We start from the raw sequence: 23,632 nt of genomic DNA, 5'->3' as shown, positions 1-23,632 counted from the left end.
ATTATGCCAACATAGAACTGGAGACTCCGAAAAGAATCAATCAAAAGGAGTATAAACCACAGTTTTATTTGTACAAAAAGCAAAGAAAAAGGATTGAGACGTTGTTTTCGCAACTGTGCGACCAATTCATGATTAGACGTAATTATGCCAAAACTTTTGAAGGCTTTAAAGCCCGATTAATAGCCAAAATAACGGCTTTAACAGTTGTGCAGTTTATAAACAAAACTTATTTCAATCGAAATATCAACAACTTAAAAGTCAGTATTATTTAAAATGCACAACGGGTGTGAATATTTATATTTAAGTTGAACATTACAATAAAAACTTTAATGAAGGAAAAGCTAATCCAGGACACGAAAGATGCATTTAGATCTGCTTTTGAAACCGAGCCGGAAAGAATTTTTCTAGCACCCGGAAGAATAAATATTATTGGTGAACATGTAGATTACAGCGATGGATTTGTACTTCCGGCGGCAATAGATAAACATATTTGTTTTGCGGTAAGAAAAACAGATGATGCCAAAATCACCTTTTTTGCTAAAGATTTCAATGATACTTTCAGTTTTAATGTTAATGAAAAACAATCACCAGTTTCAAAAATATGGGCTAATTATTTATTGGGAGTTTTTAATGCTATTCAGGAAATAGGAAAAGAAGTCGGAGGTTTACAGATTGCTTTTTCCAGCAATATACCAATGGGTTCTGGTTTGTCGTCTTCGGCAGCATTAGAATGCGGTTTTGCGTTTCTTCTCAACGAAATTTTCAGTTTAAATTTAGATGAAAAAGAACTGGCAGTCATTGGTCAGAAATCCGAACATACTTTTGTGGGAGTAAAATGTGGTATTATGGATCAGTTTGCTTCGGTTTTTGGGAAGCAACATCAGGTAATAATGCTCGATTGTAACTCTCTGGAACACCAGTATTTTGAAGCTAATCTTGAAGGGTATAGTTTGGTTTTGTTCGACAGTTGTGTAAAACATACTCATCTTACATCAGGGTATAATGACCGTAGAAAAGATGTCGATCGCGGCAAAAAAGTTCTTTGGGAAAGATTTCCCGAGGTAGAAAAGTTCAGAGATTTCAGTACTGAAATGCTGGATGAACTAAAAGATGAAATGGGAGAGATTTCTTACAAAAGATGCCGCTACCTTCTCGATGAAATTGAAAGAGTACAAAAAGCAGCTGAAGCTTTGGCAAAAGGTGATGTTTCATCTCTTGGAAATCTCCTCATAGAAACACATAACGGACTTTCTACCGAATTTGAAGTAAGCTGTGATGAACTCGACTTTATGGTGGAAAAAACCTTGCAAGAAAATGGAGTAGCAGGAGCTAGAATTATGGGTGGTGGTTTTGGCGGTTGTAGCATTAACTTAATAAAAGATGAGAATGTAGATTTGGTAATAGAAACTATTGCTAATCAATATAAAAAGGCTTTCGATATCGAAATGAAAGTTTACAGAGTGAAAATATCAGACGGAATTAATGAATACAATAGAAATGAAATCATCGTTTGACCATAAAAAAAATCCGCACAGAAGATACAATCCGCTTTTGGATGAGTGGATTTTGGTTTCACCACAACGTGCAAACAGACCATGGCAGGGACAAACCGAAAAAAGAATAGAAGAGAAACTTCCTACTCATGATGAAAGCTGTTACTTGTGTTCTGGAAATATTCGTGTAAACGGTGAAAAAAATCCAAATTATAAAGGAACGTTTGTTTTTGATAATGATTTCGGATCTTTAATGAAAGATGATGTTGAATTCCCACCTCAGAAATCAGATTTTTTCTCTCTGGAACCTGAAAGAGGCATCAACCGTGTGATCTGTTTTTCGGATAACCACAGTTTAACTTTGCCGGAAATGGAGGTTGAAGACATTAAAAATGTAGTAGATCTTTGGCAAAAACAATATGAAGAGTTAGGAAATATTGATTATATCAATCATGTACAGATTTTCGAAAATAAAGGTCAGATGATGGGATGCAGTAATCCACATCCTCACGGTCAGATTTGGGCACAATCTTCAATTCCTTCTCTTGTGGCAAGAACTCAGGAAAATTTTAAAGCGCATTTTGAAAAAACGGGAAAATCTCTTTTGTCCGATTACATTCAGCAAGAACTCGAAAAGCGAGAAAGAATTATTCTTGAAAATGAAGACTTTGTAGCAGTTGTTCCGTTTTGGGCAGTTTGGCCTTACGAAACCATGATTGTAAGCAAAAGAAAAATAGAAAATCTGAAACAGTTTTCCGAAACCGAAAAATTATCTCTCGCATCCATCATTAAAGACTTAACTACAAAATACGACAATCTTTTTGAAATGTCTTTTCCATATTCGGCAGGAATTCATCAGTCGCCAACTGACGGAGAATTACACCCGGAATGGCACTTCCACATGCATTTTTACCCGCCTTTGTTAAGAAATGCCGAAGTGAAAAAATTTATGGTAGGCTACGAAATGTTGGCAGAAGCCCAGCGAGATATTACTCCTGAGCAAAGTGCAGAAATATTGAAAAATCTATCCACTGTTCATTATAAAACAAAATAAAAAACTTATTTTATCTTTGCAAAGCCTTTATAGCAATAGAAAATTCAAGATTTTAAATTATAATTTATGAACGACATAAAACTGATTGTTACCGATATGGATGGTACTTTTCTCAATTCAGAATATGAGGTGAGCCCAGATTTTCCGGCGATTTACCAAGAACTGAAGAAGAGAAATATTCTTTTTGTACCGGCAAGTGGCAGACAAATGCCCGGAATTACTCAGTACTTTAAAGATATTGAGGATGAAATTGGTTTTATTGCTGAAAATGGCGGTTATGTAATTTATAAGAATAAAGAACTTTTTGCAGATAAATTAGACCACAGATTTGTATCAGAAATTATTAAAACAATCCGAGAGATTCCTGGAGCGAGAGCTGTACTTTCTGCCAAAAGCAAAGCCTACTACGAAAGTGATGATGAAGATTTTGTAAATTATTTCACAAGATATTATACAGAAAACCAGAAGGTACCCGATTTGATGGATGAAGTGGATGATGATGCTTTTAAAATTGCGGTGTATCACTCTGGAGGTTCAGAAGAAAATCTTTATCCTTATCTCAAACATTTTGCCAACGAAAATCTAGAAGTGGTTATTTCAGGGCAATATTGGGTAGATATAATGAACCGAAACATTAATAAAGGAAAAGCATTAGAGATTATTCAGAAAAAATTAAATATTCTTCCCTCAGAAACAATGGCTTTTGGCGATTATATGAATGATGCAGAAATGCTTAGAAATTCTAAATTTTCCTTTGCAATGGAAAATGCACATCCGTCAGTGAAAAATATTGCCCATTTTGAAGCGGAATCTAACGATAATTTCGGCGTTGTTTTAGCCATAGAAAAGTATTTACAGAAAAAACAGGATTTCAAAATTGCGGAGAAATAGCAGTTCTTCATTAATGATATTTGTCATAAAATAAGATATAAACCGTGCTTGTAAGCAATAAAAAAGATTCAGGTATTTAAATTGTTAGCATTATTGAACTTTTGTACAATTTTTGCTACTTGTTTGGAGATATTTTTAAAACACTTTCCAAATAGATAAAAATCTACCACACATAAATTTTTATCTGTTTATTATAAGTATTTTTGAATGTAATCTTTTTAAGCTAACACTGAATTTTATTTTTATGATTTTAATTGTTGATGACAATCCGAATAATCTCTTTTCATTAAAAAAACTTTTAGAATCTAAAGATTTCGATGTAGATACCGCAGATTCTGGGGAACAGGCATTAGGCAAAGCACTCAAAAATAATTACGCTTTAATCATTCTGGACGTACAAATGCCCGAAATGGATGGTTTTGAAGTTGCAGAAGCCTTATCTGGTTACAGCAAAACGAAGGATATTCCCATCATATTTCTTTCTGCAGTAAATACCGAGAAAAAATTTATTACCAAAGGTTATGCTTCCGGAGGCAAAGATTATGTTACAAAACCTGTAGATCCGGAAATTCTGATGCTGAAAGTAAAAACCTTTTACAATCTTCAGGAAAAAAATCTGGAGATGAAAAAAACTCAGCAAAATCTTGAGCTGGAAGTAAAAGGAAGACGAGAATCTCAGGTTACCATGAAATCTCAGATCGAGCATTTTCACCTTATGTTAGAATCTCTTCCTCAGATAGCTTTTACGCTTAATGAAGACGGAGTCATAGATTTTGTGAATGGTAAATGGTATCAGTATTCCAATTCAGAAAAGGTTTTTCCGGAAACGCATCCTGATGATTATGTAATTCAGGAAGAATTTGAACGATGCAAAAAGAAAAGTAAACCTCTTGATCTTGAAATTAGAATTAAAAATACTGAATCTGGAGATTTTAGGTATCATTTGCTTAGAGTTACCCCAGTTTTTGAAGATAATATACTTAAAAAATGGGTAGGAACATTTACAGATATTGATGCTCAGAAAAGAATTGAAAAGGAAAAAGATGAATTCCTGAGTATAGCCAGTCATGAACTGAAAACTCCTCTTACGAGTATTAAAGCATATATTCAGCTTTTAGACAGGAAACTTAAACTTAGCGAAACTACTGCTGAAGCTGGTTTCATGGTAAAAGTTCATGATCAGATCGAGAAACTTAATACCTTAATAACAGATTTACTCGATGTTTCGAAAATTGAAAATGGTAAGTTGAAAATCAATAAAAAACCTACCAATCTGGAAAAACTTATTCAGAATACCATTGAAAATATTCTTCAGACGAATGATAATAAAGTTAAAATAGAGCGACATGGTATAATTCCCGATATTCTTATTCCGTTAGATGACATTAGGGTAGAGCAGGTTTTAATTAATTTCTTAACCAATGCAATAAAATATTCGCCGGAGAATAATCAGATTATTGTCACCACTTTTGTAGATGAGGAAGAACAGGAGGTGAAAGTAAGTGTTACCGATTTCGGAATTGGTATTCCCGATTATAAACAGGAAGCTGTTTTCCAGAAATTTTATCGGGTTGAAGAATCATCGCTTCAGTTTCAGGGGATGGGAATTGGTCTTTATATCTGTTCAGAAATTATCAAACAGCATCATGGTAATATAGGAGTTTCAAGTATTTTAGATGAAGGTTCTACATTTTATTTTACATTACCTCTAAATTAATTTTATGCCAAGAAAAATACTCAGAAATTTACAGTTTGGTATAAGCTTTTCACTTATTATTTTAATAACGAGTTCTGTTGCTTCTTATCTAAGTATTCAGAATCAGATGAGTCATAGGGAAAGCTTAGGTAAAAGCCGCAGATCTGTAACCGCTGTAAAGGATATTTTAGTTTCACTTTTAGATGCAGAAACTGGAAGCCGCGGATATCAGCTCACAGGAAAAGAAAGTTTTTTAGAACCTTATGAAAGAAGTCTGCATGAATACTCTTTGGCAATAAAACGTGCAGAAAGCTTAGATATTGAAGATAAGCAACAGCAGAAACGCCTCAATTTACTCAAAATAAATGTTCAGCGGAATATTGATAATCTTAAACTTACTGTAAATAACAGAAGAAAAGGGATTATCATGACTCAGGATCAGATTTTGCAAAGTAAAATCTATATGGACAGATGTCGGAAGATTGTAGACGAATTTGTAAAAAGTGAAGATACCAATCTTGAGGAAAAAACCATAATACTTAATAAATCTTCCAATACTACCGTTCTTTTTATTATTTTTTCAGCACTTTCTGCAATCGCAGTTACGGCATTTTTCTATTTTAAATTACGTGCAGATCTTATCCGCAGAGAAAAGCTTGAAGCAGCTTTAAGATCAAAAGATTTGGAAATCAACAAACGGGTTACTGCAATACAGCAAATTGCCAACAGAGTAGCCAATGGAGATTACAGTCAGAAAGCTGAAGATTATTCTCAAGACGATCTCGGCGATCTTGCAGACTCGTTAAATCACATGACGGAATCTCTTAAAAACTCTTTCGATCAAATTAATAAAAGCGACTGGAAGCAGAAAGGTTTGGCTATTTTAAATGAATCTCTTGTAGGCAATAAATCGGTAAAAGATGTTTCAGAAAAGTCTCTTTTTCAACTTATTGAATATGGTAAATGCATCAATGGTTCGCTTTATATTTACGATGAAGGAATTTTAAAACTTACTGCAGCTTTCGGACTAGAAAGCAATATGAAAAAGACCTTTGAAGTTGGTGAGGGTATTGTAGGACAGGTTTTTAGTACAGAAAAAATGAAGATTTACAATAATCTTCGTCAGGAAGATTTTGTAGTAACTTTTGCGAGCAGCATTATCCAGATTTATGGGATTTTACTGTTGCCGATTTTTGCAGATGGTTTTTGTATAGGTGTTATAGAATTGGGCTCGCCTTCGAATTTCGAGGATGACAAAGTAGAATATTTTTTAGAATCAACAAGAAACATAGGTATTGCTTTAAGTGCAGCAAAAAGAAGAGAAAAAGAACAGCAGTTGCTGGAAGAAACACAGGCTCAGTCGGAAGAATTGCAGGTGCAGCACGCAGAACTCGAGAATCTTAATACCGAATTAGAAAGCCAAACCCAGAAATTACAAGCCTCCGAAGAAGAACTGAAAGTACAGCAGGAAGAACTGATGCAGGCAAATGCTGAATTGGAAGAGCGTTCCAGATTACTAGAAGAAAAAAATCATCTTATTGCCGAAAGAAACATTGAAATTCAGAAAAAGGTAGAAGAACTTGCTCTCAGCACCAAATATAAATCTGAATTCTTGGCAAATATGTCACATGAACTGCGAACTCCGCTTAATTCTATTCTTTTGCTTTCTAGACTGATGGCAGAGAATCCAGACGAAAACCTGAATGAAGATCAGATAGAATCCGCAAAAGTTATTCAGAGTTCTGGAAGCAGTCTTTTAACATTAATTGATGAAATTTTAGATTTGGCTAAAATAGAATCGGGTAAAATGACTTTAGATTACGAAGATGTATCTATTAATGATGTTGTAAAAGACCTCAAAAATCTATTTAATCCTGTATTTCAGGAGAAAAAGCTTCAGTTTGATATTAATATAGATGAAGATTTAAGTACGGTTATCAAAACAGACCGTCTCAGAGTAGATCAGGTTTTAAGAAATCTGCTTTCTAACGCGCTTAAATTTACTAAAGAAGGAAGCATCAGTCTATCTATTACAAAAGAGGAATCAAGAAAAGATTTTATTAATTTTTCCGTAAAAGATACAGGAATTGGCATTGCAGAAGATAAGCAGAAAATTATTTTTGAAGCATTTCAACAGGCAGATGGCTCAACAAGGCGAAAATTCGGAGGTACAGGTTTAGGATTATCTATTAGTCGTGAAATTGCCAGATTATTAGGTGGAGAGCTTATTTTGAAAAGCAAAGTGAATGAAGGAAGTGAATTTAGCCTGATTATTCCCGTAAAAGAGGTTTCAGAAGTAGAACAGCACGACACAGATCAGGATATTGTAGAAATTATCCGTGAAGATGTGGAACAAATTCAGCATATTCTGGATGATAAAGAACATGATAAGACTATTAATGTTTTAGAAATACCGGATGAAGTTGAAGATGATAGAAACAACATTACCAAAGAAGATAATGTTATCCTTATTATAGAAGATGACACCAATTTTGCAAAAGCTTTATTAAAATATTCCAGAATGCAGAACTACAAAGGTGTTATTGTAGTGAGAGGGGATTTTGGACTTACATCTGCCTTGCAATATCATCCAAAAGCTATTTTATTGGATGTTCAGCTTCCTGTAAAAGACGGTTGGCAAGTAATGGATGATTTGAAGTCTAATCCAAAAACGAAACATATTCCGGTTCACATGATGTCTGCATTGCATGTGAAAAAAGAAAGCTTAATGAGAGGTGCCATAGATTTTATCAACAAACCTGTTGCACTCGATCAAATGGATGATATGTTCAGAAAAATAGAAGCAGCCCTTCAAAAAGCACCTCAAAAAGTTTTAATTGTGGAGGAAAATGCGAAACATGCAACTGCACTTTCTTATTTTCTTGGTAATCTTAATATTTCATTATCTGTAGAAAGCAATGTGGAAGATAGTGTTAAAGCATTCAAAGAAAATAAAATCGATTGTGTAATTCTCGATATAAGTGCCTCCAAAGGCAGCGAATACCAAATTGTAGAATCTATCAAAAGTTTTGAAGGTCTGGAGAATCTTCCTATAATCATTTTTAAAGAAAACAATCTTTCTAAGTCTGAAGAACTTAAAATAAAACAGTATGCAGACTCTATTGTCGTAAAAACAGCACATTCTTACCAAAGAATTTTAGATGAAGTAGGTTTGTTCTTGCATCTTGTAGAAGAGAAAAACAGTACTTTGGAAGCTGTCCGAAGCAAATCGTTGGGCTCTTTAACAGAAGTTTTGAGCAATAAAAAAATACTTATTACAGATGATGATGCAAGAAATATTTTCTCTCTTACCAAAGCTTTAGAGAAATATAAAGTGGAAGTAGTTGTAGCAATGGACGGGAAACAAGCACTGCAGCAGATTAAAGAAAACCCAGATGTAGATGTTGTTTTGATGGATATGATGATGCCGGAAATGAATGGCTACGAAACTATTAGAGAAATTAGAAAAATGCCTAAGTTTACAAGACTTCCGATAATTGCGGTTACGGCAAAATCGATGATTGGAGAAAGAGAAAAATGCATCACTTCGGGAGCTTCAGATTACATATCAAAACCGGTAGATATAGACCAGCTCTTATCACTGCTGCGTGTTTGGTTATATGAAAGTTAAACAGCAAAAATTCTGATGAACAATAAAATACTCATTGTGGATGATGATCCACGTAATATATTTGCACTGAAACTTACGCTTAAAGCTAAAGGATATCAGATAGAAAGCTGTACAATGGCACAGGAAGCTATTGATGCTTTGAAAAACGACAACCAATTTTTAGTGATATTGTTAGATATGATGATGCCTGAAATTGATGGCTATCAAGCTCTGAAAATCATCCGCGAAACTCCCGGTATAAACCATATTCCGGTAATTGCGGTTACGGCTCAGGCAATGCCGGAAGACCGTCAGAAATGTATAGATGCCGGAGCGCAGGATTATGTTTCCAAGCCTATCAATGTTGATATTCTGATGTCTGCCATTCAAAAATTATCTTGAAATGCTGGAACCAAGTATTGTAAAAGACGAAGAAGTAGAATATCTTATTAAAGATGTTTATGATATGTACGGATACGATTTTTCCGATTACAGCAGGGCATCTTTTAAACGGAGAGTAAACCGAATCTGTCTTATCGACAAATTTACCAGTTTTGCAGAACTCCGTTATACCTTGATGAATGAACCCGATTATCTGAAAAGATTTATAGAAGAAATTACGGTGAACGTAACGGAAATGTTTAGGGATCCTTCATTTTTCAAAGCATTAAGAGAGAAAATTCTGCCACAATTGGGTACCTATCCTTTAATCAGAATATGGGTTGCAGGATGTTCTACGGGTGAAGAAGCTTATTCTGTTGCAATTTTACTAAAAGAGGCAAATTTGTATCACAAATCGCTAATTTACGGTACAGATCTTAATCCTTCTGTTTTAGAATCTGCAAGAGCAGGAGTTTTTCCTTTGCAGCAGATGAAACTTTATTCTGAAAATTATATTCTTTCGGGAGGAAAAAAAGATTTTTCAGATTATTATACAGCTAATTATAATAGTGTCGTATTCGATAAAAGCCTCAAAGAAAAACTTATTTTATCCACGCATAACTTGGTGTCCGACAGTTCGTTTAATAGTTTTCAACTGATAATATGCCGAAATGTTCTCATTTATTTTGATAGAAACTTGCAAGAAAGGGTTTTTAATCTTTTTGATAACAGCTTAGAAAATTTAGGATTTTTAGCTTTAGGGGCAAAAGAAACATTAAGATTTTCTAAATTAGACAAAAATTATCATCAAATTGATGACCAGCGAATCTGGAAAAAAATCGAGTCTTAAGTAATGAGGGAAGAAGATTTCAATAAAACTGAATTAGTTGTAATTGGAGGATCTGCGGGAAGTCTGCAGGTTATTCTTGAGCTGATTAAGAATCTTGACAATAAATTTTCTTTTCCGATTATTTTGGTTTTGCACAGAAAAGCGAATTCCAGTAATATTCTTCAGGTCTTGCTTCAGCAGTTTACAACATCAGAAGTAATTGAAGTGGACGATAAAACAGAAATTGTAAAAAATAAAATATATATTGCACCGGCAGATTATCATTTACTTTTCGAGAATAAAAAAATAATGGCTTTAGACAGCTCCGAAAAGATGAATTATTCTCGTCCGTCGATAGACGTAACTTTTAAATCTGCTGCGGAAGTTTTTGGTAAAACTATTATTGGTATTTTACTTTCCGGAGCAAATGCAGATGGTGTGGAAGGGTTGGCTTACATTAAAAAATATGGAGGAAAAGTTTGGATTCAGAATCCTGATACAGCAGAAGTAGATTATATGCCAAGACAGGCAGAGCAACAGCTTAATTACGATTTATTGATAACGCCTCAAAATCTGGCAGAACTTATTAACCAAATTGAATAAACTAGTAACTAAAATTTAATTTTTAAAATTATATGAACAAAAAAATATTAATTTTTGATGATGATAAAACCATTTTAGAAGTAATTACAATCATTTTTGAAGAAAATGGCTATCAGGTGGAAATATCTGAAACCAGTCATGATATTTTGGAGAAAGTTTCAGATTTTATGCCGGATGTTATTTTGATGGATAATTGGATTCCTAAAATTGGTGGAGTAGAAGCAACCAGACTTCTGAAGAATCACGAAGATTTCAAGAATATTCCTGTAATTTATGTTACTGCGAACAACGATATTGTTGCTTTGGCAAAAGAAGCAATGGCAGACGATTATGTCGCCAAACCTTTTAATCTGGATGATCTGGAAGAAAAAGTAGCAAAATATATTTAAAAAAACTCCTGCATTTTTATAGTGCAGGAGTTTTTTAGCCAATTTCTCTTAGACCAGAATTTTCGTCTATTATATCGCTAATTCTCTTTTCTATAAATTTTCGGTCATATATTTCAAGGTTTATTTCGTTAATCATTGCATGGAAAAACCGTTTCAAATCTTGGTTTTCATTTATCTTTTCACTAAAAGTGGGTGCCACAATCATTTTCTTGGATACTAAATTTTCGAGGAGAGAAAATTCGCATTCCGCATTGATATCAATATCAAATTGTTTTTTTATAGTCAATTCAAAATACTCATTCAGTAAGCTTTTTTCCATTACTGTATTTTTTGCATAGTATATAATAACTTTTATGCCATAAATGGTATTTTTCAATTCAATATTCAAAAAAATAGTAAAAATTTTTACAGCTTGTTTAAATTTTATTCAATAATTTTTTTTGCCTTTTGTTGATTTTCTAAATGAAAATTAACTACTCAGTTCAATATCTTGATATCTTTATGTTATTCAAAATAAATAGTTTGACTTTGACGGTGATTTTTTCGAGCCTAAAGGTTTCTTACTGTTAGAATAAATTTGAAATTTGAACAGGCTTTTAGAAACAAAAAAGAGTGATAATTTAGAACTATCACTCTCTCTACAAGATAAAATTAAAGCTTATTTACCGCCACCTCCGTTCTTTTCCACGTCGGTTTTAGAGTTTTCTTTAACTTTTTGGTTACCAAAACGCTTTACAAACGTTAAAGAAAAGCCATACCAGTCGGATTTAACAGAATTTCTGAAAGTTCCTGTTTGGCTAAACGTTGTAGAATCGAAATTAGGTCTTTGGAAAATGTTCATTAGCTGAAGACTGATTTCCATTTGTGTTTTAGGGAAAATCTTAGTTGCCGAAATGTTGTGAAAAACATTGGTTCTGTTGGCGTAAGAATTCCCGTTATTCTGGTTAGAAACTTCTACCCAAGCACTTAAATTGATGTTTTTATTGAATAAATTGGTGTAGGAAAAATTTGCAGAACTGCTCCAGAAACTAATGTAATCTTTTGCTTTAAGGTCGTTTCTTTGGTTAAAATCACTGTTATCAATATAATTCCATCCGAAGCCTAAATTAACGTTTAATTTATTTTTTAAGAATGTTTGGTTAGTATTCGCATTCACGGAATATTTATGGACTTTTCCATTAAAATTTTGAGGTTCTGCAATGGTTTTATCCAATTGAGGAACCGATCCTTTTTCTACTACATAAGCAGTCCAGTAATCCTGATTGGTAAAAGAATATCTTGCAGAAAGAAAATATTTTTTCAGAATTCCAAGCTTCATGTAAAGTCGGTCGTTCGGGTTCGGGTTTAAGTTGATATTACCTCTGTAAAAAATTCCGTCATTATTGGGAATAAGAAAAGGATTAAACTCAGAATACCAAGGTCTCCATAGAGATCGGTTGTACGTTAGGCTAAGATCATAATCTTTGGAGAAAGAATATTTCAGCAATAAGTTGGGAAGAAGCTTTCCGTAAGATTCTTTTCTTTTGCTTCCTGCAACATCCTGTTCAGCAGTATAATTTATGTATTCGTAGCGCAAACCTATTCTGGTTTCTAATTTCTCGAAGAATGTCTTGCTGAAATTAGCATACAAGGAATTGATATTATCTTTATATCTGAAATTATCAAAAGTAGAAAGATTACTCAGATTATTCCCATACAGATTGTATGGTATTACATTGTTATTAATGTCTATTTTACCTCCCACTTCTATATTTCCGCCAGATTTTCCTATAGGTTGGGTATAATCTACTTTCAGATAATAATTTCGGGCTTCCTGGTCAGAAAGAATACCTGTAATATTCGTATTGCTAAGAGAAGATATGGTTTTTACGAACAAATTATCCTCATCGGAACTATCATAATTGGCTCCCAAATTAATATCTAAAATTTTATTTTTCTCTTTATCATAATATTTATAGAAAAGATTGGTTCCTAAGTTTCTGCTCAATACAGATGCGTTTTGGCTTTGGCTGAAAGAATTATTGAGTTCCCCATCTAAATATCTCGTACCATCTGACTGAGAATTGCTGAAGCGTTTCCCTTGATATGCCTCAAGAATTAATCCTATTGAATTTTTGCTGTTAATTTCGTATTCTGAAGTAGAAGACAGGGAAGGATTTTTGCCTTTATAAACATTTTCGGAGGTAATCTGCGTAACATCATTATTCTCGTATAGTGTATTTAAAATCGAGTTTTTCTGTACATAAGTATTGTCGCTGTAACTTCCTACTATTGTCTGGGTAAATTTATCTTTATGATAATTAAGATTAAAATTGGTGTACTGAGAATTTTTGGTATTCTGTCTGTTGTTAAAAGTTACACTTCCTTTAATTCCTTCATCATCGCGCTTTTTCAGAACAATATTAATGACAGAACCAGACGTTTCGTATCTCGAGGACGGACTGGTTATGACTTCAATTTTCAATAAATTATCCGCAGGAATAGTTTGCAAATAATCTTTAAGCTCTTTACCGGTAAATACAGACTTTCTGTCGTTAATGTAAACGGTAACCATTTCACCTTCGGCACGAAGCGCATCGTTATTGTCTATACTTACCAGAGGCGTCATTCTAAGAACATCCCAAGTTGTATTTCCTGCAAGAATGGAACTGTTGGCTACATTAAAAACGGTGCGGTCAACCTTAGATTCAACCGTAGGTTTTTTAGCTACAAATGTAACGGCTTCAATTTCCTTTTCGTTAGTCTTTATGGTATCGGTTTTTGTCTGTGCTATTGATAGCGTACTTGCTAATAATGCAATGGGCACTAATATGTTTCTCATGAAAACTTCATTTTAACATAAGACACTTTAAAGGGAATATTTGTTACACTCTGTAAATCATAAAATTTTGTTAAAATTATTTACTGCTAAGAAATAGAGGATATTTAAATTTAATAATTAATTCACATTATAAAGAACTATATTGAAAATATTGTTATAAAATAAATGTTTTAATGAAATTTAAATATAATAAAGAGTAAAAGTGAGAAGATTTAGCTTTAGGATTTAATATAATTTTTTAAATAGACTCTAAATTCTCTTTTGTAAATGTACTTTTTACATCGCCGGTATTGAGTGTTTCTTTGGGTTCAAAAAGCATTACCCAAACTTCTTCATCTGCAACGGGTTTGTGTTCTATACCTTTTGGAACAACAATAAATTCATTTTCGTGGATAGTTTCTGTTCTATCTCTATATTCTATTTTGAGCACTCCTTTTATTACCAAAAACATTTCATCTTCATGATCATGTTTGTGCCAGACAAATTCTCCTTTCAGTTTTACCAATTTTACATATTGACCGTTCAGTTCGCCAACTATTTTTGGAGACCAAAACTCTGAAAATAAGGAAAACTTTTCCTGAATATTAATAGTATTCATAAGATTTTTTTTAGAAAGCCTAAAATTAAAATTTTATTTGTGGAAATTAAGTTTTAATTGGATTAAAATATCATCAATAAAATTATTTTCGAAATAAATTTCACTGAATTTAATTTATATGAACCAAGAATAAAATAAACAATTACGATCGGTTTTTCTTGTCATATATTTTATATTATTTTTTTTAAAATATGAGTTCAAAATGAAAAACTATTAAATTAAATTGATATATTTGTCCAATTCAAAAATATGTATATATAGTAGATATTCTGAAAATGATATTTAATCTTTAGGTCGATTTTTGGAAATAAATTGAATAATTAAACATATTTCATAAACTATTGCAAACTATGAAGAAACTTTTTATGCTTTTTTGGGCTGCTTTTTTATTAATCGGATGTAGTTCAGACGACGAAACAATTTATGATTACATCGGAACATGGTCCGGAACTTATGTAGGAACCGATAAAGGCGTTTGGAACTTTGTAGTAGCCAGCGACGGAAAAGTTACAGGAACTATGCATTCTGAAACGAATAATGAGAATTATAATATATCTGGCTTCTTAAATAAATCTGGTCAGCTTACTGCAGATTTGGTTTTACCGGAAGATGGGCAATTTTCAGGAAATTTAACTCTTGATAAAAAAGCAAACGGAACTTGGAACAACGATTCTCCTACGCCAAAAAGATCCGGAACCTGGACTGGGTTGAAAGACAGCAAAAAATAATATAAATTATAAACTAAATATAAAGCCTGCAAATTTATTTGCGGGCTTTTTTATGCAAATCCCATTCTTATAACTTTACCTTCTTTTCTGAAACAGATAAAATAAATAAGCTCTTTTCCTTCAAACTGATTTTGAAAGTTAATTTCCAGCTGATGATCAAACTTTATTTTTTCTTCAAAATATTGTGATGAGTAGTTATCATAATCAATATCAATACTTACAATGTCAACTTGGTCGGCATCCGTTTCTTTTCCAAAAACCAAACTCTTATCCCACAATCCTAGAAAAATATGAGTGTTTTGCGTAAGAGAAGAAATACTTCCAAATTGAAACGCTCTTAAAATATTTTTTCCTTTAACAGTTTCTAAACCCGATTTTACAGTTCTTTTTCCTTTTTCGGAAGATGTGTCGCAATCTTTAATATTCGTCATCGCTTTGGCAAATTTCTGATAGAGTAGAGGATCGTTTGCATGTGCTATATAGTCTGTAATGCAGGATCTTATTAATTTTCCAATTTTCGAGCAGTGTCCGAATTCTGAACTGTTTTGCCTTACTTTTTCATAAGTGGGACTTTTCTTATATGCTGCTTTATTAAAACCACTTTTTTTCCGGACAATATTTTTCCCGTTGAGATTATAGAAGACCAAATCTCCTATCGTTCCGTTAAGTTTTATAAAGCTTTCGTAAGTCGCCATAAGATCATTAATTCTGCAAATATAGAAATTTATATCATTTAAAATAACTATTAAAGCATAATTAAAGTATAGTTGTAGTATAGTTATTGCATAATTTAAAAATAAAATTTATATTTGTTGAATGAAAATAATTTATTGATAATCAGTATATTCAAGATTTTGTAAATTTGAATCATTTCGATATTCTATAAGAATGAAATAAATTGTTTTTTGAATGATAATGAAACAGCCGACATGGAACATAGAACTTTTCATATTAAATCTTTAAAATACATAGTCTTAAGTATTGTATTTTCTTCGTTAATGAACTCGTGCGGAAGCAGTAAAAATGTATCTGCAGTAAAAACCGATAACAAGAATAATAATGTGAAGTTTGAAAGTTCTAGGCACTTAGTTTCAGAATTCGACGGAAAAATCTCAGGATCGCTGAAAAAGCTTTTAAAGGATGCAGAAAAGTATTTGGGTGCTCCCTATAAATTTGGCGGAAATACTTCAGAAGGTTTCGATTGCTCTGGGTTTGCTGCGAAAGTTTTTATTGAAAACAATTTTCAGCTTCCAAGAAGATCATCAGATCAGGCTTTGGCAGGAAAACCTATAGATATAGAAATCGTAAAACCAGGCGATTTACTTTTTTTCGCAACATCTGGCGGTTCTCGGGTTTCGCATGTAGGAATTGTTCATACCATAGAAAAAGATGGAGAAGTGAAGTTTATTCACGCATCAACTTCTAAAGGTGTTATTATATCTTCTTTAAATGAAAAGTATTGGAACAAAGCGTATCTTCATGCTCAGAGGGTTTTGTAATCTGTTTTCAAAATTCTTTTCACACTTTAAAAAATCATTTTTACAACCTTAAAAAAGCTCGTCTTATTTCTCTATAAAATTTCGACCAAAATCCTATCTTATACTAAAGTTTTGTATCTTTGACAGCATTTTTTAACACAATTTAAACATTATCATGTCACTACAACAAACGATTGAGAACATTTGGGAAAACAGAGAATTATTGCAGAATGAAGACAGCCAAAAAGCTATAAGAGAAGTTATTTCTTTGGTAGATAAAGGAGAACTTCGTACAGCAGAGCCTACCGAAAACGGATGGCAGGTAAATGAATGGGTGAAAAAAGCAGTGGTAATGTATTTTCCTATTCAAAAAATGGAAACCATTGAAGTAGGACCATTTGAGTTTCATGATAAAATGCCTTTAAAAAGAAACTATGCTGAAAAAGGCGTGAGAGTGGTTCCACACGCAATTGCAAGAGAAGGTGCTTATATTGCTCCGGGAGTAATTATGATGCCGTCTTACGTTAATATCGGTGCTTATGTAGATTCTGGAACAATGGTAGATACTTGGGCAACTGTTGGAAGTTGTGCCCAAATTGGTAAAAATGTTCACTTAAGTGGTGGTGTTGGTATCGGTGGTGTGCTAGAACCGCTTCAGGCTGCTCCGGTAATTATTGAAGACGACTGTTTCATCGGATCAAGATGTATCGTAGTGGAAGGAGTTCACGTAGAAAAAGAAGCCGTTTTAGGAGCTAATGTTGTATTAACAGCTTCAACAAAAATCATCGACGTTACAGGTCCGGAACCTATTGAAATCAAAGGAAGAGTTCCTGCACGTTCAGTAGTAATTCCCGGAAGTTATACAAAACAATATCCTGCGGGAGAATATCAGGTTCCTTGTGCTTTGATCATTGGACAGAGAAAAGAATCTACAGATAAAAAAACATCTCTTAACGATGCATTGAGAGATAACAATGTAGCAGTTTAAATTCACAGTAAAACTATGGCCATTCCTAAACAGATCTTTCAGACTTTTAAAACCGATAAGCTGCCTTGGCTTACGAGGTTTCATATTAAAAGAATGCTTAAGAAAAATCCTGAATATCAATATCATTTCTATGATGATAAACGGATAACCGAATTCTTTAAAGATGAATTTCCGCCTGAATATCTGAAAGCTTACAACAGGTTGACTATAGGAGCGGCTAAAGCAGATTTTTTCAGATATGCCATCCTGTACAAAAAAGGAGGAGTATATCTTGATATCGACAGCGGAATCAATATTCCATTACGAAAACTGATTCGCGAAGATGATACTGCATTAGTGACGGATGAAGATCCGCCAACATATTATGTACAATGGGGTCTGGTGTATGAAGCCGGACACCCATTTCTACAAAGAACATTGGAGAACATCATGGAAAACATTAAAAACAATCCATATCCTCACAATGTTCATAAAACCACAGGTCCAACAGTTTATACAGACTCAATTAAAGAATGTCTTAAAGAAAATCCAAATATTCCGCACCGGTTTTTGGGGCCTCACTATGACAACAAAATGCAGTTCAAGTATAAACTTGGTAAATTCTTCCTTTATAAAGACAAATCCGAACACTGGAAAAAGAAACAATTGACTCAAAACATCATAAGACCGGAGAATGAAGATAGCTTATGATGCAAAGCGTTTTTTCCATAACAAATCAGGATTAGGAAACTATTCCCGCGATCTGATCCGTATTTTATCAAAATATTTTCCGGAAAACGAATATATTTTATTGCATAAAAACAAATCAGATAGAGGCAAAGAAATTTTAGAAAATCCCAATGTTCATTTTGTTGAAACCTCCAAAGGAAATATGTCCCGACAGTTTAAAATGGGGAAGGATGCACAAAAACAAAATGCAGACATTTTCCATGGATTATCGGGTGAGTTACCCTTAAAATGGGATAAAAACCCGATCAAAAAAATCGTAACGATTCATGACTTGATTTTCGTTCGATATCCTCAATATTATTCTTTTTTTGATCGGAAAATTCATTTTTGGAAGTTTAAAAAAGCAGCGAATTCTGCCGATAAAATCATTGCAATCTCAGAACAGACCAAAAGAGATATTGTCCAGTTTTTGAAAGTTCCCGAAAGCAAAATTGAAGTGATTTATCAGGGATGTCACAAGGCTTTCAAAGAAGAACAATCCAAGGAATTTATTCAGGCTACCAAAGAAAAATTTAGCCTTCCTGAAAGATTTATTTTAAATGTCGGAACCATCGAAGATCGGAAGAATCTTTTAAACATTGTCAAAGGAATCAACGGAACCCATATTCCTTTGGTTGTAGTCGGAAAAAAAACAAAATACTTTCAGAAAATTGCTGGTTTTATTCAAAAGAACAAATTGGAAAAGCAGATTCATTTTTTAGAAGGCGTTTCTATGGATGAACTGGCCGTTATTTATAAATTAGCAGATATTTTCGTTTATCCAAGTTTTTTTGAAGGTTTCGGAATTCCTGTGATAGAAGCGCTTTTCTCAAAAACGGTTACCATTACAAGCAATACAAGCTGTCTTCCGGAAGCAGGTGGGCCAGATTCTTTATATATTGATCCTCAAAATGTTCAGGACATTCGTTCTAAAGTAAAATTTTTATGGGAAAATGAATCGGAGCGTAAAAGACGTGCAGATAAAGGCTTTGAATTTGTGCAAAAATTTAATGACGAGCCTATTGCCAACGTAATGATGAATCTTTACAAAGATGTTTTATCATAACAATTTCAAATTTTCCACAATCAAATTTTCATTATAAAAAAAACTTCAAAAAGATTTAATCTAATCAATTGAATTTTGCTTCAGAATTATTATCAATAAACCTTTCTGTAAGGAACTGAAAATTCTTCCTAATTCTTTATCTTTGGGAAAATTTTACAAAATGATCGACTGGAAAACCGTTAAGGAATACGAAGATATTACCTATAAAAAATGCAATGGTGTTGCAAGAATTGCCTTTAACAGACCGGAAGTAAGAAATGCTTTCCGACCAAAAACAACTTCAGAATTGTATGATGCTTTTTATGATGCTTCTGAAGACCCTTCTATTGGTGTTGTTTTGTTATCTGGTGAAGGGCCAAGTCCAAAAGATGGAGGTTGGGCATTTTGCAGCGGTGGCGACCAAAAAGCGAGAGGACAACAGGGATATGTGGGTGAAGATGGAAGACACCGTCTTAATATTTTGGAAGTTCAGCGACTAATCCGTTTTATGCCTAAAGCTGTCATTGCGGTTGTTCCGGGATGGGCGGTTGGTGGAGGTCATTCTCTGCATGTTGTTTGCGACTTAACTTTAGCAAGTAAAGAACACGCTATTTTTAAACAAACTGACGCAGATGTTACTAGTTTTGATGGTGGTTACGGTTCGGCTTATTTAGCAAAAATGGTTGGACAGAAAAAAGCGCGTGAGATTTTCTTTTTGGGAAGAAATTATTCAGCACAGGAAGCTTTCGAAATGGGAATGGTGAATGCTGTAATTCCTCATGATGAATTAGAAGATACTGCTTACGAATGGGCTCAGGAAATTTTAGCAAAATCTCCAACTTCCATCAGAATGCTGAAATTTGCAATGAATCTTACCGATGACGGAATGGTCGGTCAACAGGTTTTTGCAGGCGAAGCTACACGATTGGCTTATATGACCGAAGAAGCAAAAGAAGGAAGAAATGCTTTCCTTGAAAAAAGAAAGCCAGACTTCGGAAAAGATAAGTGGATTTCTTAATATAAATAATAAGTGATAGGTAATGAGTAATTTCATTGCCTATTATTTTGTAATTTTATGGAAGTTCTAAAAATTAAGTGAATATTCATTTTTAATTAAAGATGACATCAACGTGGCTTTGTCATTCCGAAGGAATCTAAACTTATTTTTTTCCGGCGTATTGAGATTCCTTCTGAATGACAAACAGAGCGTTAAAAATAATTTATTCTTCAAGATAATTTGTAGATATAATGAAAAAATCTGCGTCATCTGCAGAGCTCGTTAATATGAATCAAAACTTTCAAAATCCTCAGATTTTCGACCTTAAGATTCCCGATTTCAATGATTTGAAACTGACGGCTGTTTCACCAAAATATCTCAAGATTATTTTATTAAATCTTGCATTATTTTCTATTTTTTTAGTTGGAGCAGTTAGTGTTGCTTTTTATTTCTTTTATTTCAATTTAAGTCTGCTTCAGGTTTGGACAATTATTATCGGAATTTTTCTGATGATTGTCTTTCTTTTTCTAAATGCTATAATTGGTTTTAAATTCCGAAAATATGCAGTTCGTGAAAAAGATTTGCTGTATCAATACGGTTGGTTAAAAAGAAGCATTATTATCGTTCCTTTTAACAGAATTCAACATGTAAAAGTTGAGCAAGGTTGGTTTTCAAGAATATTAAACCTAAAATCAATTGCCGTTTTTACAGCTGGAGTAAGTGGTGGAGACATTACAATCAACGGCTTACCTGAAGAGATTGCAGAAGGAATTAATCATCACATTCGCGGAACTATTTCAGTAGAAAAAACAGAAGATGGAGGAGATGCGTAATTCTTTTTTTCAGCCTCAAAGACAGTCGAAAACGGGCATCGTTTTGCTTTTCTTGTACAATATTGGAATAGTGATTAAAAACTTATGGGTTTTAATTGTTCTTTTCTTCGTTAAAAAAGAAAAAGTAGAATCATGGATGATTATTGTTGCAATTATTGCAGCAATTTTAATTCTAATTGTTTCAGCAATTTTACAGTACTTTCATTTTAAATATTATATCGATGATGAGAATGAAGAATTCGTTATTCACGAAGGAATCATCAATACTTCGGTGACCAAGATCAAAAAGAAAAATATTCAGGAGGTTAATATCTCACAACCATTTATTCATCGGTTTTTTAACATCTATAAACTTGAAATTGACACTCCGGGAAGTTCTGAAATGGAAGTCAAGATTTCCGCATTAACGAAACAGAATGCAATCGACCTCAAGAAATATCTTTTAACGGAAATTGCTGTTGAACCTTTAGAAAAAGCAGATGATGTTTTAGTGAATGAAGAAATTAAACAACCTCGTTCTATTAAAATTTCAACGGCAAGTATTTTAAAATACGGAATAACGGCAAATTATGTACGCAGTTTTTTAGCAATGGTCAGTTTACTGATTTATGGGTTTTCTGAACTTAGTAATGTGCTAAAAAAGGTGGAATTTGAAAAACAGCTGGATTACGACACTGTTGAAGCTAAGTTTTTAGCGTTTTCTATTCCCGTTATTTTAGGAATTGTTTTGGTCGTTATTCTTGTTGGAATCATTGTAAATGCAGTTCGTACCATGATTAAATTTTTCAATTTTAAAATCACAGAAAACAATCAGAGCTTTTCTTTTGAATATGGTTTGTTTAATACAAGAAATTCAATTGTCAACAAATCGAAAGTTCAGGTCATTACCGAAACTCAGAATTGGATTCAGAAGAAAATGAAAATTTCTTACGTGAAATTCTTGCAAATCGGAAAAAATGAAGAGGAAGATGAGAAAAATGTCGCTGCTGTTCCCGGAATCAACAATCTCGAAAAAGAAAAACTGATTTCTACAATATGGAAAGAAAATCCTGTTTTTGAAAATGCACTAAAACCGAATTTTAGATTAATTATCGTCCATACTTTTCAGTGGATTGTTTTACCATTGATTTTAATTTTCACAATTGAGAAAGAATTATTTATAAAATACTGGTTTTTAGCGGTAACTTATATCGTTTTAACAGAATTATTTATTCTGATTTCTTTCAGAAACTTAAGATTATTTTACAACGAAAGATTTATCAGACTGAAATATGGAATCTGGGATGTTGATAACCGAACTTTTGAGGTCGAAAAACTTCAGACTGTGAAAATTTCTCAGTATTTTTGGCAAAGAAAAACAAACTTGGGAAGTATCACTTTTTATACCTCTGCAGGGCGCTTTAAAATGATCGCTTTAAATTTTGTGAAGCTTAAGAAGCTGCTCAATTACTGCATTTATAAAATTGAAACAAATTAATATCAGTAATGAGCAATAAGTAATCGTAATCTTCAGATTTTATATTACCTATTGCCCATTATTCATTACTCATAAATTATGACTGACTGGATAAAAGCCGCAAGGCTTAGAACGTTACCGTTATCGTTAAGCGGAATTATCATGGGATCTTTCATTGCAAAATGGAGACTCAAAGAAGATGGAGGAATCTGGGATTGGAAAATTTTTGCTTTGGCATTATTGGTTACGCTTCTTTATCAGATTTTATCCAATTATGCTAATGATTATGGTGATGGTGTAAAAGGAACAGATAAAGACAGAATAGGAGAAGCAGAAGCACGAGCTGTGGCTTCAGGTAGAATTACGGCTAAACAGATGAAAAATGCAGTTATTCTCTTTTCAGCTCTTTCTTTTGTGGCGACTATTGCGCTTTTGTATATTGCTTTCATTCCTGATTATTTAAATGAATTTTACATTTTTATAGGACTTGGAGTGGCAAGTATTTTGGCAGCAATAGGATATACTGTTGGAAAAAAACCTTATGGATACATGGGTTTAGGAGATTTATTTGTTTTTATTTTCTTCGGATTGGTTTCTGTTGGTGGAAGTTACTTCTTATTTACAAAATCTTTTTCATGGGATATTTTGCTTCCGGCAACTGCAGTGGGAATGATGAGTATGGCTGTTTTGAATCTTAATAATATGCGCGATATCGAAAGCGACAGATTATCAGGTAAAAAAAGTTTGGCTTTAAGGATAGGATTCAAAAATGCTATGATTTATGAAATTGTTCTTCTTCAGCTCCCTTTAATATTGATTTTGGTATTTTTAGGAAACAATGGTTTTATTGAATCTCAAAAATATTACGTATTCATAGTAATGATTTTATTTCTTCCTATGATGAAGGTTCGTCGCGAAATCATGAAGATTAAAGAACCCAAAAAACTAGATCCCTTTCTTAAGCAGGTTGGAATCATGACCTTAATGATGGCAATACTTACAGCTGTCGGTTTAAATTATTTCGGCTAAAATTT

At 33.1% G+C, this 23,632-nt stretch carries 23 protein-coding genes; 19 read left to right on the top strand and 4 right to left on the bottom strand.

The window, feature by feature from the left end; translation table 11 throughout:
- The 10 genes from IV513_RS04825 to IV513_RS04780 form a co-directional block, all read left to right on the top strand.
- A partial coding sequence (locus IV513_RS04825) for a transposase (protein ID WP_209389379.1) occupies positions 1 to 272 on the top strand: 272 nt, incomplete at its 5' end.
- A gap of 57 nt (positions 273 to 329) precedes the next feature.
- On the top strand, positions 330 to 1,514 hold the full coding sequence (gene galK / locus IV513_RS04820; protein ID WP_209389378.1) for a galactokinase: 1,185 nt from the start codon (positions 330 to 332) through the stop codon (positions 1,512 to 1,514).
- Complete coding sequence (locus tag IV513_RS04815) at positions 1,483 to 2,547, top strand: UDP-glucose--hexose-1-phosphate uridylyltransferase (protein ID WP_245168860.1); 1,065 nt, start codon at positions 1,483 to 1,485, stop codon at positions 2,545 to 2,547. Before galK ends, IV513_RS04815 begins: the two co-directional genes overlap by 32 nt.
- A gap of 66 nt (positions 2,548 to 2,613) precedes the next feature.
- Positions 2,614 to 3,438, top strand: coding sequence for an HAD family hydrolase (locus IV513_RS04810; RefSeq protein ID WP_209389377.1), 825 nt, complete (start codon positions 2,614 to 2,616; stop codon positions 3,436 to 3,438).
- 244 nt (positions 3,439 to 3,682) lie between these two features.
- Positions 3,683 to 5,155, top strand: coding sequence for a response regulator (locus IV513_RS04805; RefSeq protein ID WP_209389376.1), 1,473 nt, complete (start codon positions 3,683 to 3,685; stop codon positions 5,153 to 5,155).
- Positions 5,156 to 5,159: 4 nt separating this feature from the next.
- On the top strand, positions 5,160 to 8,765 hold the full coding sequence (locus IV513_RS04800) for a response regulator (RefSeq protein WP_209389375.1): 3,606 nt from the start codon (positions 5,160 to 5,162) through the stop codon (positions 8,763 to 8,765).
- Positions 8,766 to 8,780: 15 nt separating this feature from the next.
- Complete coding sequence (locus IV513_RS04795; RefSeq protein WP_209389374.1) at positions 8,781 to 9,146, top strand: response regulator; 366 nt, start codon at positions 8,781 to 8,783, stop codon at positions 9,144 to 9,146.
- A gap of 1 nt (position 9,147) precedes the next feature.
- Positions 9,148 to 9,975, top strand: coding sequence for a protein-glutamate O-methyltransferase CheR (locus IV513_RS04790; protein WP_209389373.1), 828 nt, complete (start codon positions 9,148 to 9,150; stop codon positions 9,973 to 9,975).
- Between the two features lie 3 nt (positions 9,976 to 9,978).
- Complete coding sequence (locus IV513_RS04785; protein ID WP_209389372.1) at positions 9,979 to 10,557, top strand: chemotaxis protein CheB; 579 nt, start codon at positions 9,979 to 9,981, stop codon at positions 10,555 to 10,557.
- Between the two features lie 32 nt (positions 10,558 to 10,589).
- On the top strand, positions 10,590 to 10,946 hold the full coding sequence (locus IV513_RS04780; protein ID WP_209389371.1) for a response regulator: 357 nt from the start codon (positions 10,590 to 10,592) through the stop codon (positions 10,944 to 10,946).
- Positions 10,947 to 10,980: 34 nt separating this feature from the next.
- On the opposite strand, the gene IV513_RS04775 is transcribed toward IV513_RS04780, so the two are convergent.
- The 3 genes from IV513_RS04775 to IV513_RS04765 form a co-directional block, all read right to left on the bottom strand.
- A complete protein-coding gene (locus tag IV513_RS04775) occupies positions 10,981 to 11,265 on the bottom strand; it encodes a hypothetical protein (RefSeq protein WP_209389370.1) in 285 nt (94 codons plus the stop codon).
- A 339-nt stretch (positions 11,266 to 11,604) separates the two neighbouring features.
- Positions 11,605 to 13,767, bottom strand: coding sequence for an outer membrane beta-barrel family protein (locus tag IV513_RS04770; protein ID WP_209389369.1), 2,163 nt, complete (start codon positions 13,765 to 13,767; stop codon positions 11,605 to 11,607).
- Positions 13,768 to 14,005: 238 nt separating this feature from the next.
- Complete coding sequence (locus IV513_RS04765) at positions 14,006 to 14,365, bottom strand: cupin domain-containing protein (protein ID WP_209389368.1); 360 nt, start codon at positions 14,363 to 14,365, stop codon at positions 14,006 to 14,008.
- Positions 14,366 to 14,715: 350 nt separating this feature from the next.
- On the opposite strand from IV513_RS04765, the gene IV513_RS04760 reads away from it, so the two are divergent.
- Complete coding sequence (locus tag IV513_RS04760; RefSeq protein WP_209389367.1) at positions 14,716 to 15,093, top strand: hypothetical protein; 378 nt, start codon at positions 14,716 to 14,718, stop codon at positions 15,091 to 15,093.
- Positions 15,094 to 15,143: 50 nt separating this feature from the next.
- Here the strand turns inward: IV513_RS04760 and IV513_RS04755 are convergent, their stop codons facing one another.
- On the bottom strand, positions 15,144 to 15,788 hold the full coding sequence (locus IV513_RS04755) for a hypothetical protein (protein WP_209389366.1): 645 nt from the start codon (positions 15,786 to 15,788) through the stop codon (positions 15,144 to 15,146).
- Positions 15,789 to 16,022: 234 nt separating this feature from the next.
- Between IV513_RS04755 and IV513_RS04750 the strand changes: the two genes are divergently transcribed.
- The 8 genes from IV513_RS04750 (at position 16,023) to menA (ending at position 23,627) form a co-directional block, all read left to right on the top strand.
- Positions 16,023 to 16,592, top strand: coding sequence for a C40 family peptidase (locus IV513_RS04750; protein WP_209389365.1), 570 nt, complete (start codon positions 16,023 to 16,025; stop codon positions 16,590 to 16,592).
- A gap of 154 nt (positions 16,593 to 16,746) precedes the next feature.
- Positions 16,747 to 17,559, top strand: a complete 813-nt coding sequence (locus IV513_RS04745) for a 2,3,4,5-tetrahydropyridine-2,6-dicarboxylate N-succinyltransferase (protein WP_209389364.1) — start codon at positions 16,747 to 16,749, stop codon at positions 17,557 to 17,559.
- Positions 17,560 to 17,574: 15 nt separating this feature from the next.
- A complete protein-coding gene (locus tag IV513_RS04740) occupies positions 17,575 to 18,249 on the top strand; it encodes a glycosyltransferase family 32 protein (RefSeq protein ID WP_100375617.1) in 675 nt (224 codons plus the stop codon).
- Positions 18,233 to 19,333, top strand: coding sequence for a glycosyltransferase family 1 protein (locus IV513_RS04735; protein WP_209389363.1), 1,101 nt, complete (start codon positions 18,233 to 18,235; stop codon positions 19,331 to 19,333). The genes IV513_RS04740 and IV513_RS04735 overlap by 17 nt, the downstream gene beginning before the upstream one ends.
- Positions 19,334 to 19,493: 160 nt before the next feature.
- Positions 19,494 to 20,330 (top strand): 1,4-dihydroxy-2-naphthoyl-CoA synthase, encoded by an 837-nt coding sequence (locus IV513_RS04730; RefSeq protein ID WP_209389362.1) that lies wholly within the window; start codon positions 19,494 to 19,496, stop codon positions 20,328 to 20,330.
- 230 nt (positions 20,331 to 20,560) lie between these two features.
- Positions 20,561 to 21,142, top strand: a complete 582-nt coding sequence (locus IV513_RS04725; protein ID WP_209389361.1) for a PH domain-containing protein — start codon at positions 20,561 to 20,563, stop codon at positions 21,140 to 21,142.
- Complete coding sequence (locus IV513_RS04720; RefSeq protein WP_209389360.1) at positions 21,135 to 22,619, top strand: PH domain-containing protein; 1,485 nt, start codon at positions 21,135 to 21,137, stop codon at positions 22,617 to 22,619. Before IV513_RS04725 ends, IV513_RS04720 begins: the two co-directional genes overlap by 8 nt.
- 78 nt (positions 22,620 to 22,697) lie before the next feature.
- The gene (menA, locus tag IV513_RS04715) at positions 22,698 to 23,627 is read left to right on the top strand and encodes a 1,4-dihydroxy-2-naphthoate octaprenyltransferase (protein WP_209389359.1); all 930 of its coding nucleotides are present in this window, start codon (positions 22,698 to 22,700) and stop codon (positions 23,625 to 23,627) included.
- Positions 23,628 to 23,632 lie beyond the last annotated feature (5 nt).

It is taken from the genome of Chryseobacterium sp. RR2-3-20 (assembly GCF_017808115.1).
GTDB classification, from domain to species: domain Bacteria; phylum Bacteroidota; class Bacteroidia; order Flavobacteriales; family Weeksellaceae; genus Chryseobacterium; species Chryseobacterium oryzae.
The sequence above is the reverse complement of the archived record's forward strand: the minus strand, read 5'-3'. Positions and strand labels throughout refer to the sequence as shown.

Coding starts and splice junctions, on each gene's coding strand:
- IV513_RS04790 (WP_209389373.1), top strand. CDS start 9,148: ATGCTGGAACCAAGTATTGTAAAAGACGAAGAAGTAGAATATCTTATT.
- IV513_RS04765 (WP_209389368.1), bottom strand. CDS start 14,365: ATGAATACTATTAATATTCAGGAAAAGTTTTCCTTATTTTCAGAGTTT.
- IV513_RS04740 (WP_100375617.1), top strand. CDS start 17,575: ATGGCCATTCCTAAACAGATCTTTCAGACTTTTAAAACCGATAAGCTG.
- menA (WP_209389359.1), top strand. CDS start 22,698: ATGACTGACTGGATAAAAGCCGCAAGGCTTAGAACGTTACCGTTATCG.
- IV513_RS04780 (WP_209389371.1), top strand. CDS start 10,590: ATGAACAAAAAAATATTAATTTTTGATGATGATAAAACCATTTTAGAA.
- IV513_RS04745 (WP_209389364.1), top strand. CDS start 16,747: ATGTCACTACAACAAACGATTGAGAACATTTGGGAAAACAGAGAATTA.
- IV513_RS04800 (WP_209389375.1), top strand. CDS start 5,160: ATGCCAAGAAAAATACTCAGAAATTTACAGTTTGGTATAAGCTTTTCA.
- IV513_RS04775 (WP_209389370.1), bottom strand. CDS start 11,265: ATGGAAAAAAGCTTACTGAATGAGTATTTTGAATTGACTATAAAAAAA.
- IV513_RS04815 (WP_245168860.1), top strand. CDS start 1,483: ATGAATACAATAGAAATGAAATCATCGTTTGACCATAAAAAAAATCCG.
- IV513_RS04795 (WP_209389374.1), top strand. CDS start 8,781: ATGAACAATAAAATACTCATTGTGGATGATGATCCACGTAATATATTT.
- IV513_RS04750 (WP_209389365.1), top strand. CDS start 16,023: ATGGAACATAGAACTTTTCATATTAAATCTTTAAAATACATAGTCTTA.
- IV513_RS04720 (WP_209389360.1), top strand. CDS start 21,135: ATGCGTAATTCTTTTTTTCAGCCTCAAAGACAGTCGAAAACGGGCATC.
- IV513_RS04785 (WP_209389372.1), top strand. CDS start 9,979: ATGAGGGAAGAAGATTTCAATAAAACTGAATTAGTTGTAATTGGAGGA.
- IV513_RS04810 (WP_209389377.1), top strand. CDS start 2,614: ATGAACGACATAAAACTGATTGTTACCGATATGGATGGTACTTTTCTC.
- IV513_RS04805 (WP_209389376.1), top strand. CDS start 3,683: ATGATTTTAATTGTTGATGACAATCCGAATAATCTCTTTTCATTAAAA.
- IV513_RS04735 (WP_209389363.1), top strand. CDS start 18,233: ATGAAGATAGCTTATGATGCAAAGCGTTTTTTCCATAACAAATCAGGA.
- IV513_RS04770 (WP_209389369.1), bottom strand. CDS start 13,767: ATGAGAAACATATTAGTGCCCATTGCATTATTAGCAAGTACGCTATCA.
- IV513_RS04725 (WP_209389361.1), top strand. CDS start 20,561: ATGAAAAAATCTGCGTCATCTGCAGAGCTCGTTAATATGAATCAAAAC.
- galK (WP_209389378.1), top strand. CDS start 330: ATGAAGGAAAAGCTAATCCAGGACACGAAAGATGCATTTAGATCTGCT.
- IV513_RS04760 (WP_209389367.1), top strand. CDS start 14,716: ATGAAGAAACTTTTTATGCTTTTTTGGGCTGCTTTTTTATTAATCGGA.
- IV513_RS04755 (WP_209389366.1), bottom strand. CDS start 15,788: ATGGCGACTTACGAAAGCTTTATAAAACTTAACGGAACGATAGGAGAT.
- IV513_RS04730 (WP_209389362.1), top strand. CDS start 19,494: ATGATCGACTGGAAAACCGTTAAGGAATACGAAGATATTACCTATAAA.